Raw genomic sequence first — 18,313 nt, forward strand, 5'->3', positions numbered from 1 at the left:
AAGCGAACACCCCGACCGAAGGACTGGTTCCCATGACCTACAGCGCCACCGCCCCCCGCACCATCGCCGGCATGTCCCCCCTGCGCCTGGCCTACGAACTCGACGGCGTCATGACCCTCGTCTCGGGCATCGCCCTCATGGCCCTGGCCGGCGTCCTCGACTCCCCGCTCGGCCTGTCCACCCCGCTGCTGCTGGGCGTCGGCGCCTTCTTCACCGCCTACGCCCTCGGCGTCCTGATCGTCGCCACCCGCAAAGAGATTCCGCGTAAGCCCGCCGCGATCATCGCCGGCATCAACGCCTTCTGGACCCTCGACAGCCTCATCACCCTGGCCGCCGGCTGGATCGAACCCACCACCCTGGGCGCCCTCGGCGTCCTGTTCATCGCCGCCTTCACCGCCCTCATGGCCGCCGCCCAGGCCTACACCCTGCGCACCGACCGCTGAATCACGGCGCACACCGAAACATGGTCAGCGGCAATGCCGCCCGGATCATCCGGGCGGCATTGCCGCGTGCCGTATCAGTTGAATGTGACGATGGCGGGCGTGACGTCGCCGGCGGCCAGTTGCTCGCCGCGCAGCAGCTGGATGCGATCGGGGTCCAGGCGGAGCACCGTGAAGGCGGGATCCTCGGGGCCGGTCGCGCCGAACGCGGTCAGGTCGTAGCCCAGTGGGGGCGGGGTGGTCATGAACATGTCCCAGACGTGCTTCTTCGTCGTGGCGTCGTCCACCCAGCTGGTGCGGGCCTCGCCCTGGACGACGTTCTGGGCGGGGCTCCAATAGGAGAAGGCCGCGACCGGGTTGGCGGACAGGTGCCGGGCCTTGATCGGGGAGGGGAAGGTGAAGATCCAGCCGACGGGGCGGTCGCCGTCCATTTCCCAGATGGGGTGCAGGATGCGGGAGCGGGGGCGCCCGCCGGGGGCGACGGTGGTGATGGTGCACCAGACGATATCGCTGGTGAAACGGAAGAAATCGGCCTTGATGGTATCGAAGGTCGTGGGCATGGCGGCCTCTCGAGGGTTGCGCGGCACAGATGGAGTGCATGCTCGCACGACCCACCGACAAGAACTGCGAAGCCGTGGGTGAGCGGGGGTGAATTGCCTTGTCGCGCTAGAGCAGATCGCTCACGTCGTCGGGGACGTCGACGGCGTATTTGCGCAAGGTGTCCATGGGGACCACCTCGAGGGCGTTCTCGTGGGTGGCGGCCAGGACCACGGGGGCGGCGACGCCGTCCTCGTGGGCGTGCAGCCAGCGGACTGCGACCACGCACCAGCGGTCGCCGGGTTGCAGGCCCGGGAAGTTGTTCTCCGGGCGCGGGGTGATGAGGTCGTTGCCGATCGACTTCTGATGCTCCAGGAACTCCGCGGTCACCACGGTGCACACGGTGTGGCTGCCAAGATCTTCGGGGCCGGTGCTACAGCAGCCGTCCCGGTAGAAGCCGGTGAGAGGATCGGTGCCACACTCCTCCAGCGGTCCCCCAAGCACATTTCGATCGGTCACGTCGCCGATCCTATTGTCTCGGTGTCGCATTCGCCGCTCCTTCCGCACTGTGGTGCGATGTTGTGCAGACCGGTCGGTCGTTGTCCCGATTCGAGGCCCGCGGTTCGGCGTGTCCATAGCCGTTACCCATTGATGTGTGCTACTGAACACTGCTCCGCGACCCGAGAGTAGGTGTGCGAATCGGGCGATAGACCCACCTCTGAAAGGATGGGGGCGTGACTGCTCAAGCCTGGATCCTCATTGCCGCGATCGCCGCGGTGCTGCTGGTGGCCTTCGTATCGGGATTCGTCCTGTACAAGCGCCGTCGCATCTCGCTGGCGCCGACCGCTCCGGACAAGAAGCTGACGGAAAAGACCGACCGGTCAGGTGGGTACAAGTCGGCGGGGGGATTCAGTTTCAGTCAAGGCGGCGGGACCGCGACGCTCCCGAAGCCCGCGCCCGAACCGGAGGGGGCGGCGGGGCGGGAGCAAGCACAGCCGGTGCCCGTCGAGCGCACCGATACCGAGGGACAGCCGCACGTCGGCGACGATGCCGCCATCCCGCGCGATTCGGGCAAGCGCAGCATTACCGATGTCCGCCTGCCCGAGCCGGTGCAGGGACCCGAGCCCGCCGCCGATACCGCCGCGCTCGCCGATGCCGCGGCCGCCGAAGCAGTCACACCTGCCGATATCGTCGCCCCGGTCGAGCCGACCACCGTTCCGGAGGACACCGCCGCGCCCGCTGAGGCCGCCGCTCCGGCCGCACCCGCCGAGCGGGTCGAAACACCTGACGTGGTGGAAACCGGCGGGCCCATCGAGATCGTCGCACCGGCCGACACCGCGCCGCCCGCGGCCCCGGCTCCCGTCGAAACCCCCGCTCCCGTCGAGACTTCCGCCCCGGCCGAGACCGCAGCCCCGGCCGAACCCGAAGTCTTCATCCCGGATATCGAGCCCACCGCGGGCCGCCTCACCCGCCTGCGCGGCCGGCTGTCCCGTTCCCAGAACGCCGTCGGCAAATCCCTGCTCGGCCTGCTCGGCGGCGGCGACCTCGACGAGGACTCCTGGGAGGAGATCGAGGACACCCTGGTGATGGCCGATCTCGGCACCGCCAGCACCGCCGCCATTGTCGAGCGCCTGCGCGCGGAAATGGCCGCCCGCAGCGTCCGTACCGCCGCCGATGCCCGGAATGTGCTGCGCGACGTCCTGATCGAGGCCCTGCGCCCCGAACTCGACCGCTCCATTCGCGCCCTGCCGCACGCCGACCATCCGTCGGTGCTGCTGGTGGTGGGCGTGAACGGGACCGGAAAGACCACCACCACGGGCAAACTCGCCCGCGTCCTGGTCGCCGATGGCCGCCGCGTGCTGCTCGGCGCCGCCGACACCTTCCGCGCGGCCGCCGCCGACCAGCTGCAGACCTGGGGTGAGCGCGTGGGCGCGGAGACCGTGCGCGGCAAGGAGGCCGCCGATCCGGCCGCCGTCGCCTTCGACGCCGTCAGCGCGGGCATCGACCGCGGCGTGGACGTGGTCCTCATCGACACCGCCGGCCGCCTGCACACCAAGACCGGCCTGATGGACGAGCTCGGCAAGGTCAAGCGCGTGGTGGAGAAGAAGGCCGAAGTCGACGAGGTGCTGCTGGTGCTCGACGCCACCGTCGGCCAGAACGGTCTCATGCAGGCCCGCGTCTTCGCCGACGTCGTCGACATCACCGGCGTTGCCCTGACGAAGCTGGACGGAACCGCCAAGGGCGGCATCGTCTTCCAGGTGCAGCACGAGCTCGGCGTGCCCGTGAAACTGGTCGGTTTGGGCGAGGGCGCGGATGATCTCGCTCCGTTCGAGCCCGGCGCCTTCGTCGACGCCCTGCTCGGATAACCCGCGCCGACCTGGGCGGATGACGTGTACTGAGATCATCCTCACAATCTGCCCGTAACAGATGTGCGGTTTCGGAAACGTGACTGCAACAGTGCACGCTCATCCGTTCACCTAGGTGAAACGCCGCAGGTTCACGGAGGAAACACCGACTGAGGAACCTCATTGCAGGCCCGATTTGCCGTGTACCGGCGGGGCTCGAGATGAGGAGGACAAGAAGGTGGACTTCCCAGTAATGGGCGCGCCTGACGCCGGAGACACCGCATGGATGCTGGCGGCGTCGGCACTCGTGCTTTTGATGACACCCGGATTGGCGTTCTTCTACGGCGGCATGGTCCGCTCGAAGAACGTGCTGAACATGATCATGATGAGCATCAGCGCCATGGGCGTGGTGACCATCCTGTGGTCGCTCTACGGTTTCTCCATCGCCTTCGGCGATGACAAGGGCAACCTGTTCGGCGATCCGGCCCAATACTTCGGCCTGAAGGGCGTTTTCGGCGGCGCCGACCAGTCGAACGTGCTGGCCGACGTCGAAACCAGCGTGCCGCTGGCCGGCACCATCCCGCTACCGGTGTTCGTCGCGTTCCAGCTGATGTTCGCGATCATCACCGTCGCGCTGATCTCCGGCGCGGTGGCCGACCGCATGAAGTTCGGCGCCTGGCTGCTGTTCGCGGCGGTCTGGGCCACTGTCGTCTACTTCCCGGTCGCGCACTGGGTGTTCGCCTTCGACGGCATCACCGGTGAAGAGGGCGGCTGGATCGCCAACAACCTCAAGGCCATCGACTTCGCGGGCGGCACCGCCGTCCACATCAACGCCGGTGTCGCCGGTCTGGTCCTCGCACTCATCCTCGGCAAGCGCAAGGGCTGGCCCAAGACCCCCATGCGCCCGCACAACCTGCCCTTCGTCATGCTCGGCGCCGGCCTGCTGTGGTTCGGCTGGTACGGCTTCAACGCCGGTTCCGCCGTCGGCGCCACCGCCACCGCCGGTGAGACCTTCCTGACCACCACCATCGCGACCGGCACCGCCATGCTCGCCTGGCTGCTGGTGGAGAAGATCCGCGACGGCAAGCCCACCTCGCTGGGCGCCGCCTCGGGCATTGTGGCCGGTCTGGTCGCCATCACCCCGGCCTGTTCCTCGGTGAACGTGCTCGGCGCCATTGCCATCGGCGCGGTCGCGGGTGCGCTGTGCGCCCTGGCGGTCAGCCTCAAGTTCAAGCTCGGCTTCGACGACTCGCTCGACGTGGTCGGCGTGCACCTGGTCGGCGGCATCGTCGGCACCCTCATGGTCGGCCTGGTCGCCGCGCCCGAGGCGCCCGCCGGTGTGACCGGTCTGTTCTACGGCGGCGGCATCGAGCAGTTCAAGCTGCAGTCCGTCGGCGCCCTCGCCGTACTGGTGTTCTCCGCGGTCGCGACCGCCATCATCGCCTTCGCGATCAAGTTCACCATCGGCCTGCGCGCCGACGAAGAAGGCGAGTTCCAGGGCTTGGACGAGTCCGAGCACGCGGAATCGGCATACGATTTCGCTGCTGTGGGTGGAACGGCCCGTACCACCGCCGCGACCGTCAAGGAGGCATGACGCAATGAAACTGATCACTGCAATCGTCAAACCGTTCACGCTCGAGGACGTCAAGAGCGGGCTGGAGCAGGCGGGCGTACTCGGCATGACCGTGAGCGAGGTGCAGGGGTACGGACGTCAGAAGGGCCACACCGAGGTCTACCGCGGCGCCGAGTACTCGGTCGACTTCGTCCCGAAGGTTCGGGTCGAGGTGGTCGTGGACGACGCTTCCGTCGAGAAGGTCGTCGAGACCATCGTCGAGGCCGCCCGCACCGGCAAGATCGGTGACGGCAAGGTCTGGGTGACTCCCGTCGAGGCGGTCATCCGGGTCCGCACCGGCGAACGTGGGTCCGACGCTCTCTGAAAGAGATTGATCGAATGGCGGCCCCGCACCCGCCGGTGTGAACCGGATGGGACGGGGCCGCCCCCGTGCTCGGGGATGACGAACTGAATGAGATGGGTGGTGGGTTGTGGGTTTCCAGCAGGCACGCGACGAGAAGGTTCCGAACGGGAAAGTCTCCAACGGGGCGTCGGACCTGGTCCGGGCTCGTGACCAACTGCTGGGGGAACACCACGCCAATGGCCGCACCTCGAAACTGGATTCGGAGGCGCTGCGCCAGGCGCTGGTGGATCTGTTCGAATTGTGGCTGACCACCAAGGCTTCCGATGTCGGCATCACGCCGGACAGCGGATTGGCCATCATCGCCGTGGGCGGCCTGGGCAGGCGGGAGATGCTGCCGTACTCGGATCTGGATCTGGTGCTGCTCTACGACGATGTCGACCCGCACAAGGTGGCCGAGGTCGCCGATCAGCTCTGGTATCCGCTGTGGGACGCCCACATCAAGCTCGACCACAGCGTGCGCACCGTGCCGCAGGCACTGCGCGTGGCCTCCGACGATCTCACCGCCGCGCTCGGCATGCTCGAGGCGCGCCACATCGTCGGCGACGAGGGCCTGAGCAATCTGCTGATCAGCGGCGTGCGCCGGGATTGGCGCAGCGGGATCCGCTCCCGCTTCGACGCCTTGATCGCACAGGCCGAAACCCGCTGGCGCCGAAGCGGAGAGATCGCGCATCGCGCCGAACCCGATCTCAAGCACGGGCGCGGCGGCCTGCGCGATATCCAGCTGCTCGACGCGCTCGCCATCGCCCAGCTGACCGACGCCATGCCGGGCCTCGGTCCGGATGTGCCCGGCGGCGGTCTGGCCCAGGCCCACCGGCGCCTGCTGGATGTGCGCACCGAGCTGCACCGGGTCGCCGGGCGCGGCCGCGACCAGCTGCGCGCCCAGGACGCGGACGAGATCGGCGCGGCCCTGCGCATCGGGGATCGCTTCGATCTGGCCCGCACGCTCAGCGATGCCGCGCGCACCGTCAGCTATTCGGTGGATGTCGGATTGCGCACGGCCGCCAATGCCCTGCCCCGGCGCGGCCTCGCCCGCTTGCGCCGCATGCCGGTGCGCCGACCACTCGATGAGGGGGTGGTCGAGCATTCCGGCGAGGTGGTGCTGGCCCGCGACGCCCGCCCGCAGCGCGATCCCGGGTTGATACTGCGCGTGGCCGCGGCCTCGGCGCAGACCGGGCTGCCCATGTCGGCGACGACCCTCAACCGGCTCTCCGAGGACGCGCCCGAACTGCGCGAACCGTGGCCCAAGGACGCCCTCAACGATCTGCTCGTGCTGCTGGGCGCGGGGCCGGGCACCATCGACGCCATCGAGGCGCTGGATCGAACCGGCTTGTGGGGCAGGCTTTTCCCGGAATGGGGCGTGGTGCGCGATCTGCCGCCGCGCGATGCCATGCACACCTGGACCGTGGACCGCCACCTCATGGAGGCCGTCGCCCAGGCCAGCGCGCTGTCCACCCGCGTGGCGCGCCCGGACCTGCTGCTGCTCGGCGCGCTGCTGCACGATATCGGCAAGGGGCGCACCGAGGATCACAGCGTGGTCGGCGCGGAACTGGCCACCTCCATCGGCCGCCGGCTGGGCCTGTGGCCCTCGGATGTGCGGATGCTCTCGGCGATGGTGCGCCACCATCTGCTGCTGCCCGATACCGCCACCCGCCGCGACCTCGCCGATCCGGACACCGTGAAAATGGTGATCGACGCCCTCGACGGCGATCCGCAACTCCTCGAACTGCTGCACGCGCTCGCCGAAGCCGATTCCCTGGCCACCGGGCCCGGCGTCTGGAACGACTGGAAAGCCTCGCTCATCGGCGATCTGGTGCGCCGCTGCCGCCTGGCCATGGCGGGGGAGGAATTGCCCGAACCCGAACCCATTCCCGACGAACTGCTCGAACGCGCCGAATCCGGTGGCGTGCACGTGGAATTGAAACCGGGCGAGGGCCGCTACACGCATATCGTCACCGTGGTCGCGCCCGATCATCCCGGATTGCTCTCCGATGCGGCCGGTGTGCTGGCGCTGCATTCACTGCGCGTGCTTTCCGCCGATCTGGCCGGCGTCGGGAAATCCGCGATCGACACCTTCGTCGTCGCGCCGCGATTCGGTGATCCGCCGGATCCGGGCCTGTTGCGCCAGGAATTGATCCGGGCCATCAATGGGGATTTGGATTTGGCCGCGGTGCTCGCGCGCAAGGAACGCGAGGCCGGGGGCACCCAGCCGAGTCCTTATGCGCGGGCGAAACCGCGGGTGCTGTGGTCGGAAACCGCCGAGCCCGGACGCGTGCTGCTGGAATTGCGCGCCGAGGACCGAATCGGTTTGCTGAGCCGGCTGGCCGCCGCGCTCGCGGATTCCGGTGCGAATGTCTGCTGGGCCAAGGTGGTGACCATGGGCGCGGCCGTCGTGGACTCGTTCTGCCTGGATCTGGGCGCTTTCGACACCCCCGAGCAGCGGGCCCGGATCGAGGCCGCGGTGCTTGCGGTGGTGCCGCCGCAACAACCCAAGAAGGCCCCCGAATCGGACACGGAAAACGGATCAACCTCGGTTTTCTGACCATTCGCCATGAAGCAGGATTAACTGGCAAACCATACGTTTGCCAGTTAATCTGATTGTTGCACGGAATTTGCTGCAATTACGATCTGGCACTCCGCATCGCGCCCTACGATCGCATCGATCACAAGCTTGTCGCGAGCATGAGGGGAGCAGTCGGTGGCAATAGAAGTTGTTTCCGCGTCCATGATGACGAGCGACATGACCTCGCACATCGCCCGCTGCGTCGGCGGCGACCGCTGGGTCGTCTCCTGGCTACCGGGCCGCACTCTCACCGGGCAGCAGGCGGTGACCGCCATGACGATCGCCTCCACCGTCGCCGACCATCAGCCCTCCGACACCGAATGGGCCATGCTCGACGGCCTCGCCCTCGGCCTCGGACTCACCGCCCGCGAGGCGGTCGGCATGGTCCTCAGCGAGAACCACGACCTACGCCGCCCGCCCACCGGGCGGCGTCCCCGCAGCCTGGAATAGTTCCGTCAGTAGGTGAGGAACAGGTACCACAGGCCGTCGCCGCCCTGCTTGCACTCGTAGACGGCGCCGACGCCCGGCGGGACCACCCGGCCGTCCGGCAGCGTGAAGGTGCCGCTCTGGCCATCGGCCTCGCAGGCCTCCTTGGTCGCGTAGTTCCCGTCGATCTGGTATTCCGCCGCGGCATGCGCGGTGGCCGAACCCACACCGACGACGCCGAGGGTGAGCAGTCCGGCGGCAATGATCTTCTTCATGGTTTTCCTTTCGCGAGGGCTCGGACCCTTCGAGCCGTGCTCAGAAAACCAGTGCGGTCATGACGATTTCATGACCGCGGTTCCGGCCCGCGGCGCGGGTGCGCGCGCGGTGATGCCGATGCTGCGTCTCACCGCTTCGGGACGCCCACTACCCTGGTATATCGAGTGACCACCCTCGAGATCAGGAGCGCGATCGGTGTTCGAATCCCTTTCCGACCGGTTGACCGGTGCCCTCAAGGACTTGCGCGGCAAGGGGCGCCTCTCACCGGCCGATATCGACGCGACCGCGCGCGAGATCCGCTTGGCCCTGCTCGAGGCCGACGTGGCGCTGCCGGTGGTGCGCGGCTTCATCGCCAAGGTCAAGGAGCGCGCCAAGGGCGCGGAGGTCTCCGCGGCGCTGAATCCGGCCCAGCAGGTCGTCAAGATCGTCAACGAGGAGCTCGTCGGGATTCTCGGCGGCGAGACGCGGCGGCTGCAGTACGCCAAGAACCCGCCCACGGTCATCATGCTGGCCGGTCTGCAGGGCGCCGGTAAGACCACCCTCGCCGGCAAGCTCGCCAAATGGCTGAAGGGACAGGGGCATCAGCCGCTGCTCGTGGCCTGCGACCTGCAGCGTCCCGGCGCCGTCACCCAGCTCCAGGTGGTCGGCGAGCGGGCCGGTGTGCCGGTCTTCGCACCGCATCCGGGCACCTCCATCGGCGGCGGCGAGAACCCCCTCGGCATCTCCGCGGCCGATCCGGTGAACGTGGCGCGCGCGGGCATCGAAGAGGCCAAGTCCAAGCAGTACGACATCGTGATCGTCGACACCGCCGGTCGCCTCGGCATCGACGAGGAGCTCATGGCGCAGGCCGCGGGAATCCGCGATGCCGTGCGGCCCGATGAGATCCTGTTCGTCCTCGACTCCATGATCGGCCAGGACGCGGTCACCACCGCCGAGGCCTTCCGCGACGGCGTCGGCTTCACCGGCGTGGTGCTCACCAAGCTCGACGGCGACGCCCGCGGTGGCGCCGCGCTGTCGGTGCGTGAGATCACCGGCCAGCCCATCCTTTTCGCCTCCACCGGCGAGAAGCTGGAGGACTTCGACGTCTTCCACCCCGACCGCATGGCCAGCCGCATCCTGGGCATGGGCGATCTGCTCTCCCTGATCGAGCAGGCCGAACAGGTCTACGACCAGCAGCAGGCCGAGGAGGCCGCCCGCAAGATCGGCTCCGGTGAGCTGACCCTGGAGGACTTCCTCGAGCAGATGCTGGCCATCCGCAAGATGGGTCCCATCGGCAATCTGCTCGGCATGCTGCCCGGCGCCGGCCAGATGAAGGACGTGCTCGCCCAGGTCGACGACAAGCAGCTCGACCGCGTGCAGGCCATCATCCGCGGCATGACCCCCGCCGAGCGCGCGAACCCGAAGATCATCAACGCCTCTCGCCGCCTGCGCATCGCCAATGGTTCCGGCGTCACCGTCACCGACGTCAACCAGCTCGTCGACCGCTTCTTCGAGGCCAAGAAGATGATGGGCGCCATGAGCCGCCAGTTCGGCCTGCCCGGCGCGGGCCGCGGCGGCGGCAAGGGCAAGGGCAAAGGCAAGAAGGGCAAGAAGGGCGGACGCGGTCCGACGCCGCCGAAGGTGCGCGGCGGCTTCCCGGGCGGCATGCCCGCCCTCCCCGGCGGCATGCCCGCCGGTATGCCCGACCTGTCGAACCTGCCCCCGGGGCTGAACGAATTGCCGCCGGGGCTGGAAGGTTTCGACCTCAGCAAGTTCAAGTTCCCGAAGAAGTAAACCCGAACCACGCGCTCGGCCCCGGCGGATACCCGCCGGGGCCGAGCGCGTATCAGCGCGGTGCGGCGTCAACCGTGGTACATCGGCCGCGGAGCTCCGGAACCGGTGGGGCTGAGCCGCATTCGGACCGAACCGCAGGCGCAGCGGGTGTAGGTCACCACGCCTTCCGAGGTGCGATGGCGCGACAGCGTTTCGAAGGGTTGGTCGCTGGGCCATCCGCAATATTCGCAATGTCCGGTTCTCGCTGCCATATGTCCAGTTTTCGTGGCGGCGTAGCATCGGTCTATCGAATATTTTCGCAGTGAATCGTTTGGAATCACCACATGATCGATCCGCGGTTGCAGACCTTGCGGGTGCTGGCCGAGCAGGGGACGGTCACCGCGACCGCGGCCGCGCTGCATCTCACGCCGTCCACCGTGTCGCAGCAGTTGCGCGGGCTGGCACGGGAATTGGAGGTGGAGCTGCTCGAGCAGGTGGGGCGGCGGGTACGGCTGACCGCCGCGGCGCATGCGCTGCTGAAGCACGCGGATGCGATGGCCGCCGAATCGGAAAGGGCGCGCGCGGAACTGGCGGCGCATCGGGCGGGCATGGCGGGAGTGCTGCGGATCAGCGCGATGCCGACGGCGCTGGCGGCCCTGGTGGTCGAGGCGGCCGCGCGGCTGCGCGACGCGCATTCCAGGCTCGCCGTGGAGTTGGTCGAGGACGAGAGCCGGCACTGCTTCGATCTGCTGCTCGCGGGTGACAGCGATATCGGTGTGGTGCTGCCCGCGCCGGGCAGCCCGCCGCCGGATGATCAACGCTTCGAACAGCATCCGCTGCTCGACGAACCGCAGGATCTGCTGGTGCCCGCCGATCATCGGCTCGCCGGTCGGGCGAGCGTGGCGTTGGCCGAGGCCGCCGCGGACGACTGGATCAGCGGTCCGGAGCGGATCACCCACCATCAGGTGGTGACCGCCGCTTGCGCCGCGGCGGGATTCACCCCGCGCATCACCGGCCGCGCGGTCGATTTCATCGGCGTGGCCGCCATGGTCGGTCACGGATTCGGCGTCAGCCTGATCTCCCGCTTGGCGTTCGTCCCACCGGAATTCGAGGTGGTGCGCGTACCCCTGCACGGCGATTCGGTCCCGATCCGCCGTCATCTCACCGTGGTTCGCCGCGGCGCCGCCGCGCACCCGGTCATCGCGGCCGGTCTCGCCTCGATCCGCGAGGTCTGCCGCGAGCGCACCGACATCACCGTCCTCGCGCCCTGACGCGCCGGTCTTGACCTGGACATTTGATCACCGGGAACTGGTGGCGGGGGCTACCCGCACGATGCCGCCATGATTACCCGGTCGGTGATGTTTCGGATTTGGTGCGGCGGCGTCGGCGGGCAATGAGCTCCGGATCGAAGTCGGGGGTGGACCAGGAGGCGGCGAGGGCCAGGCTGGGGGCGCGACCGGCGGCCACGTGGGCGAAGGCGCAGGCCGCGGCGGCATTGCGGTCACCGGCGGCAATGTGGGCGAAGAGGGCCTCGTGTTCGGTGAGCTGCTCGCCGGGATCGCGGTCGGCGGTGAGGCGGAACAGCCACTGGGTGCGCGCCTCGAGCGGGCGCATCTGGGTGCTGAGCAGGGGATTGCCCGCGAGCGCGATGATCTCGGCGTGGAAGGCGGCATTGGCGGCGGCAATGCGCCGCACGTCACCGGCGGCGGTGGCCGAACGCGACTCGGCGAGAGCGGCTTTCAGCGGTCCGATGGTATCGGGTGTGGCACGGGTGGCGGCCAGTCTTGCGGCCAGGGATTCCAGCGCCTCGCGCACATCGAACAGGTGGGCCACATCGGCCGGGGTGAACGGCGCGACGAGCGCGCCCTTACCGGGCACCAGCAACACCAGGCCCTCGAGGGCCAGCATGCGCAGCGCCTCCCGCAGAGGGATCCGGGACGCCTGCAATTCCGCCGCCAGATCGCGCTCGACGAGCCGCTGGCCGGGGAGCAGTTCGACGCCGACGATGCGCTGCTTGATCGTTTCGTAGGCGCGCGTGCGCACAGCCCCAGGTTCCGCCACGGGCGTTCACGTTATCGAGCCGCATGCCCGGTTCGTGTACACCCGCGTACGCATGTCGCCGCGCGCCCCGGCCGCGATATGCGGCGGACGCGGCCGATCTAGGATGTGAAGCGGTCCGAGGCCAGGAGGTCGGGTATGCATCTGCGGGGCGTGGTTCTGCCGGACGGGGACGTGCGCGATCTCTGGGTGCACCGGGGCCGGATCTCCTTCGAGCCCGTGCCCGGAGCCGAAACCCTGTGCAGCACAGGCTGGATCGTGCCCGGACTGGTCGACGCCCACTGTCACGTCGGCATCCGCTACGGCGGCGGCCACGAGGATCACGCGGGCGCGGTCGCCCAGGCCGAAACCGAACGTGACGCGGGCGCCCTGCTGTTGCGGGACGCGGGCTCACCCATCGACACCCGCTTCCTCGAAGCCCGCGACGACCTTCCCGAAATCATCCGTGCCGGCCGCCATATCGCCCGCCCCAAGCGCTACATTCGCGAACTCGGCATCGAACTCGACGACGAACGCGACCTGCCGGAGATCATTGCCGAACAGGCTCGCCTGGGCGACGGCTGGGTGAAGATCGTCGGCGACTGGATCGACCGCGCGGCCGGTGACCTGCGCCCGCTGTGGTCGGACGCCATCCTGAAGGAAGCCATCGACGCCGCCCATCGCGAAGGCGCCCGCGTGACGGCCCACGTCTTCGGTGAGGACGCCCTCTACGGCCTGCTCGACGCCGGTATCGACTGCATCGAGCACGGCACCGGCCTCACCGACGACACCATCGAGATGATGGCCGCCCACGGCGCCGCCCTGGTCCCGACCCTGATCAATATCGACACCTTCCCCGGAATAGCCGACAGCGCAGGCAAGTTCCCCGTCTACGCCGCCCACATGCGCGACCTGCACCGCCGCTCCCGCGAAACCGTCGCCAAGGCGCACGACGCCGGCATTCCCATCTACACCGGCACCGATGCCGGTGGTTCCATCCGCCATGGGCGGATAGCCGATGAGATCGCCGCCCTCATGGAAGCCGGTCTCTCCCGTCACGACGCCCTCGGCGCGTCCTCCTGGAATGCCCGCACCTGGCTGAACCGCTCCAATATCGAGTCCGGCGCGCCCGCGGATTTCGTTGTCTACCACCAAGACCCCCGCACCCACCCGGAAGTCCTGGCCAACCCTTCCTGGGTCGTCCTCCGCGGTCGCGTCTACAACCGCGCCGACCCGGTCACCGGTCACCGCTGACCCGGTTCCCCGGATTCGGCCTCGCACGATAAGTGAATAGGTCATGCTTCACATGTTTGTTTCTCAACCTGATGAGGTGATGACCTTGGGTTCCGTCGAGAGTTTATTGACGGCCGTGCTGGCCGGATTGATCGTGAAGCTGATTACGTCGGGCAGCGGCGGCCACGGCCACGGGAGCTTCGGCCACCACTGACCGCTCTCCGATCGCAGCCCATCGGAACCTCGAGAAGATCTGGTGGGCTGCGTCTTTCGGCGCCCCCGATCAGCCCAGCAGATTCGCCAGTCCGCGCAACGTGGCCCGAGCGGCGACGAAGAGCAGCTCGGCGACGCCGGGAGCCTCGGCCACCACGGTTCCGGCGATGAGGGCCGCCTCGGTCTTGTCGACGACATCCGGCCTGTCGTCACGGCGGTCACGAACGTCCTGGGGTGCTTGCATACCGAGTTATCGGGCGGTGCGGGCGAGGCGTTCTCGCAATTCGCCGAATCGACGCCGATGAATTCCTGCGTTCAGGGCAGTCCCAACTCGAGGAGACATTCGCCGATTCGGAGGCCGACCATGCGAGACCTTGTTGTCACCGAGAACATCACCCTCGACGGGGTAATCGACGCCACTGCCGGATGGTTCACGGTGGGCGACGACGAAAGTGTCGACCAGTCCGACATTCTGGACGAATTGCACGCACACACGGAACGCTGCGACGCCGTGCTGTTCGGCCGGGCCACCTTCGAGGACATGCGGGGCTACTGGCCGCTGCAGACCGACGACCGGACAGGGATCACCGACTCCCTGAACCAACTGCGGAAGTACGTGGTGTCGCGGACCATGACCGACCCCGAATGGGCGAACTCCGTGGTGCTTCGAAACCTGGACGAAGTGCGTGCGCTCAAGGAGCAGCCCGGCAAGGACATCGTCAGCACCGGCAGCATCCACCTGGTGCACGACCTCATCGCGGCCGATCTGATCGATGAGTTCCGCTTGTTCGTCTACCCGGTGGTGATCGGCCAGGGCGCGCGGCTGTTCGAGGAGGGCGCGAAGGTGCCGCCGCTGAAATTGGTGGAGAGCAAGAGCTTTCGCTCCGGCGTGGTGTTGCTGCGCTATCGCACCCGTTGACGGTTTCGCATCCGGCGGGTGAATAGGCAACCGAATCGGTCAGGGCCACCGCGAATGCGGAGCGCGTGCTTAAGATCACCTTCTCCGTGGCCGATCCGGTGCGGAGCATTGCATCTTTGCCGGTGGGGGACACCTTGCACGACCAGCCGACCGACCGTCACGACCCGTTGAGCGGCCCGCCCGACCCGGCACCGGCACTCGATTCCGCGTCCGCGCACGATGCGATTCCCGCGCCCCATCCCATGCCTGCGTTCGCGCCGGATGCGCCGCCCCCATACCGGTCGGAGCCGCTGCCGTCCCCGCCCTATCCGGCGCAGCCGCTGCCGCCGTACCTGGCGCACCCGGTGTCCAGGCGGCGCTGGTGGGTGTTGTTCGCCCTCGTCGGTGCGATCGTGATCGCCGGTGCCGCGACCATTGTCGGGTTCGTGGTGATGCGCGAGGACGAGCCCGAGAAATGGGCCGCCGGTGACTGCGTGGCGCTCGCCGGGGCCTCGCTGATCGAGTTCGACTGCGACCAGAACTCGGCGGCGTACCGGATCAAGACCCGGGAGGAGGTGCGGTACCCGGTGGAATCGGCGTGCACCAAGTACTCCGAGGTGACCAAGGCCATGGCGGAACCCGTCACCGGCGACGCCCAACCCGGCGCCGTGCTGTGCCTGGTGCCGACCCGGTTCAATATGTCCGACCCGGGTGCGTTGCAGGCGCTCGACTGCATCGACGTCAAGAACAGCGGCGCCACCATCACCCGGATTCCGTGCGTCGACGGCGAGCGAAGCATCAAGGTGATCGGCACCGAACTGCACACCCAGGTCCCGGTCACCGATCACGCCTGCCAGTCGCGCCCCGAGGCGCGCAATGCCTTCGCGCAGACCTCACTGGGCGGCCGGGCGATCGTGGTGTGCGCGACCGATACCGATCCGACCGATATGAACAACGCCAAGGTCGGCGACTGCGCCTCGGACATCACCTTCAAGCTGGTGCCCTGTACGAATTTCGATGCCGACCGCCGGGTGCTGACGGTTGAGGTCGTCTATCAGAAGCCGGTCAAACCACAGTGCGCGGACGTCTTCGGCGCCAATGCGTTCTCGATGCGCACCACCGAAACGACGGATCTGGTCCTGGCTGTCTGCATGGGCCCCGGCAACCCCAACGATTCTCTCTACGCCACGGTCGGTGATTGCATCTACGATCCGGTCCAGGGCACCGGCAAGGCCTCCGACACCAAACGCGTCGACTGCGCCGACCCCGCCGCCAATATGGAAGTCATCGACCGGCACAGTCCCGACGACGGGAAATGCCCCTCCGGCTGGGCCGCCGCGCTCACCTACGAGCCGGGCGTCACCAATGGCCTCACCATCTGCCTGGGCCGCCGGTGAGCGGTCCCGCGAGGGCGATTTCCGGGGTGCGCGCCCGGTCTGGCAGAATGGACCACCGTTCTCGTTCGAGGACAGTGTCAGCCCGTCTCCGGTTACGTACCGCGCGGCGGTCACAACACTCAACGCAAAACCGGACCCGCCGCGTGCGGGTTGCTGAATTGCGGCCGTGACCACTCGGTGAGCCCCTCGGGGTTCGCCACCACCTGAAAGGGAGCAGCAATGGCTGTTCGTATCAAGCTGACCCGCATGGGCAAGATCCGCAACCCGCAGTACCGCGTCGTCATCGCCGACGCCCGTACCCGTCGTGACGGCCGCGCCATCGAGTCCATCGGCATCTACCAGCCGAAGCAGGAGCCCTCGCTCATCCAGATCGACTCCGAGCGCGCCCAGTACTGGCTGGGTGTCGGCGCGCAGCCGACCGAGCCCGTGAAGCGCCTGCTGGAGATCACCGGCGACTGGCAGAAGTTCAAGGGCCTGCCGGGCGCCGAGGGCACCCTGAAGGTCGCCGCGCCGAAGCCGTCCAAGCTGGACCTGTTCAACGCCGCGCTGGCCGCCGCCGACAACGAGCCGGTCGCCGAGGCCGTCACCCCGAAGAAGAAGGCCGCCAAGAAGGACGAGGCCGCCGAGGCCGAGGCCCCGGCCGAGACCGAAGCCGCCGAGTAGCGTGAGCGAGCGCAGCGAGCGAGCCAAAGGCGCAGCCGCCTCGGCGGTCATGCCGGAGCCGAGCGCTAGCGAGGAGGAGGCATGAGCGCCGTGGTCGCCGATGCCGTCGAGCACTTGGTGCGCGGCATCGTCGCCAATCCCGACGATGTGCACGTCGAGCTGATCACCAGCCGTCGTGGCCGGACCGTCGAGGTGCACGTGCACCCGGACGATCTGGGCAAGGTGATCGGTCGCGGTGGCCGTACCGCCACCGCGCTGCGCACCCTCGTCGCCGGGATCGGCGGTAAGGGCATTCGCGTCGACGTGGTCGACACGGATCAGTAGATGGAACTGGTCGTCGGGCGGGTCGCCAAATCGCACGGTGTGCGCGGCGAACTCGTCGTAGAAGTCCGCACCGACGAGCCGGAACTGCGTTTCGCGCCCGGCAGCACCCTCACGGGCAAGCTGCCGCGGTCGAAGCAGACGCAGCAGTACGTAGTGGAGTCGGCCCGGGAGCACTCGGGCCGGCTCCTGCTGCGTCTGGACGGTGTGGACGATCGTGATGTGGCGGATGCGTTGCGCGGCATGCTCTTTGTCGTCGACACCGCGGATCTGCCGCCGTCGGAGGATCCGGACGAGTTCTACGATCACGAACTCGAAGGGCTCACCGTGCAGCTCGGGGACGGGACCGTCGTGGGCGCCGTCAAAGAGGTGCTCCATTCGGCCGCGGGAGAACTGTTGTCGATCAAGGCGTCCGAGGCGTTCCCGCCGGCGGGACGAGAGATCCTGGTGCCGTTCGTGACCGCGATGGTGCCGACCGTGTCGATCGCCGAGCGGCTGATCGTCATCGATCCGCCCGAAGGTCTGCTGGATCCGGAGTGAGCGCGATGCGCATCGACGTAGTCACGATCTTTCCCGAATACCTCGAGCCGCTGCGAACCGCCTTGCTGGGCAAGGCGATCGACAAGGGCCTGCTCGAGGTCGAGGTGCACGATCTGCGCCGCTGGACGCACGACGTGCACAAGTCCGTGGACGACACGCCGTACGGCGGCGGGCCCGGCATGGTCATGAAGCCGACCGTGTGGGGCGACGCCCTGGACGAGGTGTGCCCGGACGAGGCGCTGCTCGTGGTGCCGACACCGGCGGGCGTGCCGTTCACCCAGGCCACCGCCGAGCGCTGGTCGGCCGAAGAGCACATCGTGTTCGCGTGCGGCCGCTACGAGGGCATCGATCAGCGTGTCTTCGACGATGCCGCCAAGCGGGTGCGCGTCGAAGAGGTCAGCATCGGCGATTACGTGCTGATCGGCGGCGAGGCCGCGGTGCTGGTCATGACCGAGGCGTTCGTGCGGCTCATTCCGGGCGTGCTCGGCAATCAGCAGTCGCACGAACAGGATTCGTTCTCCGACGGCCTCCTGGAAGGCCCTTCCTACACCCGCCCGGTGTCCTGGCGCGGGCTCGACGTGCCCGAGATTCTGCTCTCCGGCAATCACGCCAAGATCGACGCGTGGCGGCGCGAGCAATCCCTGGAACGCACCCGGGAGCGACGCCCCGATCTCTTGCCGCCCGGCTGAGGCTATTGTC

General features: G+C 68.2%; 21 protein-coding genes. 16 read left to right on the forward strand and 5 right to left on the reverse strand.

Annotation, left to right across the window (positions count from 1 at the left end; genetic code table 11):
- The first annotated feature begins 32 nt into the window (after positions 1 to 32).
- Entirely contained in the window at positions 33 to 443 is a 411-nt protein-coding gene (locus tag ACYQ5L_RS11525) for a hypothetical protein (RefSeq protein WP_459957359.1), read from the forward strand.
- A gap of 74 nt (positions 444 to 517) precedes the next feature.
- On the opposite strand, the gene ACYQ5L_RS11530 is transcribed toward ACYQ5L_RS11525, so the two are convergent.
- Complete coding sequence (locus ACYQ5L_RS11530; RefSeq protein WP_459957360.1) at positions 518 to 1,000, reverse strand: pyridoxamine 5'-phosphate oxidase family protein; 483 nt, start codon at positions 998 to 1,000, stop codon at positions 518 to 520.
- A gap of 106 nt (positions 1,001 to 1,106) precedes the next feature.
- Positions 1,107 to 1,496: a DUF2237 family protein gene (locus tag ACYQ5L_RS11535; RefSeq protein ID WP_181581079.1), complete on the reverse strand. Its 390-nt coding sequence runs from the start codon at positions 1,494 to 1,496 to the stop codon at positions 1,107 to 1,109.
- A gap of 215 nt (positions 1,497 to 1,711) precedes the next feature.
- Between ACYQ5L_RS11535 and ftsY the strand changes: the two genes are divergently transcribed.
- The 5 genes from ftsY (at position 1,712) to ACYQ5L_RS11560 (ending at position 8,308) form a co-directional block, all read left to right on the forward strand.
- On the forward strand, positions 1,712 to 3,343 hold the full coding sequence (gene ftsY, locus ACYQ5L_RS11540; protein ID WP_459957361.1) for a signal recognition particle-docking protein FtsY: 1,632 nt from the start codon (positions 1,712 to 1,714) through the stop codon (positions 3,341 to 3,343).
- Between the two features lie 232 nt (positions 3,344 to 3,575).
- Positions 3,576 to 4,916 carry an ammonium transporter gene (locus tag ACYQ5L_RS11545; RefSeq protein ID WP_459963398.1) on the forward strand — a complete coding sequence of 447 codons (1,341 nt, stop codon included), beginning with the start codon at positions 3,576 to 3,578 and terminating at the stop codon, positions 4,914 to 4,916.
- 4 nt (positions 4,917 to 4,920) lie between these two features.
- Complete coding sequence (locus ACYQ5L_RS11550) at positions 4,921 to 5,259, forward strand: P-II family nitrogen regulator (protein ID WP_379199365.1); 339 nt, start codon at positions 4,921 to 4,923, stop codon at positions 5,257 to 5,259.
- A gap of 106 nt (positions 5,260 to 5,365) precedes the next feature.
- Positions 5,366 to 7,837, forward strand: a complete 2,472-nt coding sequence (locus ACYQ5L_RS11555) for a [protein-PII] uridylyltransferase (RefSeq protein WP_459957362.1) — start codon at positions 5,366 to 5,368, stop codon at positions 7,835 to 7,837.
- Positions 7,838 to 7,993: 156 nt separating this feature from the next.
- Entirely contained in the window at positions 7,994 to 8,308 is a 315-nt protein-coding gene (locus tag ACYQ5L_RS11560; RefSeq protein WP_459957363.1) for a hypothetical protein, read from the forward strand.
- Between the two features lie 5 nt (positions 8,309 to 8,313).
- Here the strand turns inward: ACYQ5L_RS11560 and ACYQ5L_RS11565 are convergent, their stop codons facing one another.
- Positions 8,314 to 8,559: a hypothetical protein gene (locus ACYQ5L_RS11565; RefSeq protein ID WP_459957364.1), complete on the reverse strand. Its 246-nt coding sequence runs from the start codon at positions 8,557 to 8,559 to the stop codon at positions 8,314 to 8,316.
- A gap of 196 nt (positions 8,560 to 8,755) precedes the next feature.
- On the opposite strand from ACYQ5L_RS11565, the gene ffh reads away from it, so the two are divergent.
- Both ffh and ACYQ5L_RS11575 read left to right on the forward strand, forming a co-directional pair.
- Positions 8,756 to 10,333 carry a signal recognition particle protein gene (ffh, locus tag ACYQ5L_RS11570; RefSeq protein ID WP_459957365.1) on the forward strand — a complete coding sequence of 526 codons (1,578 nt, stop codon included), beginning with the start codon at positions 8,756 to 8,758 and terminating at the stop codon, positions 10,331 to 10,333.
- A gap of 323 nt (positions 10,334 to 10,656) precedes the next feature.
- Positions 10,657 to 11,583: a LysR family transcriptional regulator gene (locus ACYQ5L_RS11575; RefSeq protein ID WP_459957366.1), complete on the forward strand. Its 927-nt coding sequence runs from the start codon at positions 10,657 to 10,659 to the stop codon at positions 11,581 to 11,583.
- A 73-nt stretch (positions 11,584 to 11,656) separates the two neighbouring features.
- Here ACYQ5L_RS11575 and ACYQ5L_RS11580 read toward each other — a convergent pair whose 3' ends face one another.
- On the reverse strand, positions 11,657 to 12,373 hold the full coding sequence (locus ACYQ5L_RS11580; RefSeq protein WP_459957367.1) for a GntR family transcriptional regulator: 717 nt from the start codon (positions 12,371 to 12,373) through the stop codon (positions 11,657 to 11,659).
- Between the two features lie 135 nt (positions 12,374 to 12,508).
- Here ACYQ5L_RS11580 and ACYQ5L_RS11585 point away from each other — a divergent pair, with 135 nt between their 5' ends.
- Positions 12,509 to 13,603 (forward strand): amidohydrolase family protein, encoded by a 1,095-nt coding sequence (locus tag ACYQ5L_RS11585; RefSeq protein ID WP_459957368.1) that lies wholly within the window; start codon positions 12,509 to 12,511, stop codon positions 13,601 to 13,603.
- 43 nt (positions 13,604 to 13,646) lie between these two features.
- The gene (locus tag ACYQ5L_RS11590) at positions 13,647 to 13,796 is read left to right on the forward strand and encodes a hypothetical protein (RefSeq protein WP_459957369.1); all 150 of its coding nucleotides are present in this window, start codon (positions 13,647 to 13,649) and stop codon (positions 13,794 to 13,796) included.
- 69 nt (positions 13,797 to 13,865) lie between these two features.
- Here the strand turns inward: ACYQ5L_RS11590 and ACYQ5L_RS11595 are convergent, their stop codons facing one another.
- Positions 13,866 to 14,039, reverse strand: a complete 174-nt coding sequence (locus tag ACYQ5L_RS11595; RefSeq protein WP_459957370.1) for a hypothetical protein — start codon at positions 14,037 to 14,039, stop codon at positions 13,866 to 13,868.
- Positions 14,040 to 14,159: 120 nt separating this feature from the next.
- Here ACYQ5L_RS11595 and ACYQ5L_RS11600 point away from each other — a divergent pair, with 120 nt between their 5' ends.
- The 6 genes from ACYQ5L_RS11600 to trmD all read left to right on the forward strand — a co-directional run bounded on the left by ACYQ5L_RS11600 (position 14,160) and on the right by trmD (position 18,303).
- On the forward strand, positions 14,160 to 14,714 hold the full coding sequence (locus tag ACYQ5L_RS11600) for a dihydrofolate reductase family protein (RefSeq protein WP_459957371.1): 555 nt from the start codon (positions 14,160 to 14,162) through the stop codon (positions 14,712 to 14,714).
- Between the two features lie 65 nt (positions 14,715 to 14,779).
- On the forward strand, positions 14,780 to 16,090 hold the full coding sequence (locus ACYQ5L_RS11605) for an LppU/SCO3897 family protein (protein WP_459957372.1): 1,311 nt from the start codon (positions 14,780 to 14,782) through the stop codon (positions 16,088 to 16,090).
- Between the two features lie 219 nt (positions 16,091 to 16,309).
- Positions 16,310 to 16,753, forward strand: a complete 444-nt coding sequence (gene rpsP, locus ACYQ5L_RS11610; RefSeq protein ID WP_379199348.1) for a 30S ribosomal protein S16 — start codon at positions 16,310 to 16,312, stop codon at positions 16,751 to 16,753.
- A gap of 81 nt (positions 16,754 to 16,834) precedes the next feature.
- Positions 16,835 to 17,077 carry an RNA-binding protein gene (locus tag ACYQ5L_RS11615; RefSeq protein ID WP_029930032.1) on the forward strand — a complete coding sequence of 81 codons (243 nt, stop codon included), beginning with the start codon at positions 16,835 to 16,837 and terminating at the stop codon, positions 17,075 to 17,077.
- The gene (gene rimM / locus ACYQ5L_RS11620; RefSeq protein ID WP_459957373.1) at positions 17,078 to 17,614 is read left to right on the forward strand and encodes a ribosome maturation factor RimM; all 537 of its coding nucleotides are present in this window, start codon (positions 17,078 to 17,080) and stop codon (positions 17,612 to 17,614) included.
- A 5-nt stretch (positions 17,615 to 17,619) separates the two neighbouring features.
- Positions 17,620 to 18,303, forward strand: a complete 684-nt coding sequence (gene trmD, locus ACYQ5L_RS11625; protein ID WP_459957374.1) for a tRNA (guanosine(37)-N1)-methyltransferase TrmD — start codon at positions 17,620 to 17,622, stop codon at positions 18,301 to 18,303.
- The last annotated feature ends 10 nt before the right edge of the window (positions 18,304 to 18,313 follow it).

Source organism: Nocardia sp. IFM 10818 (assembly GCF_054655275.1).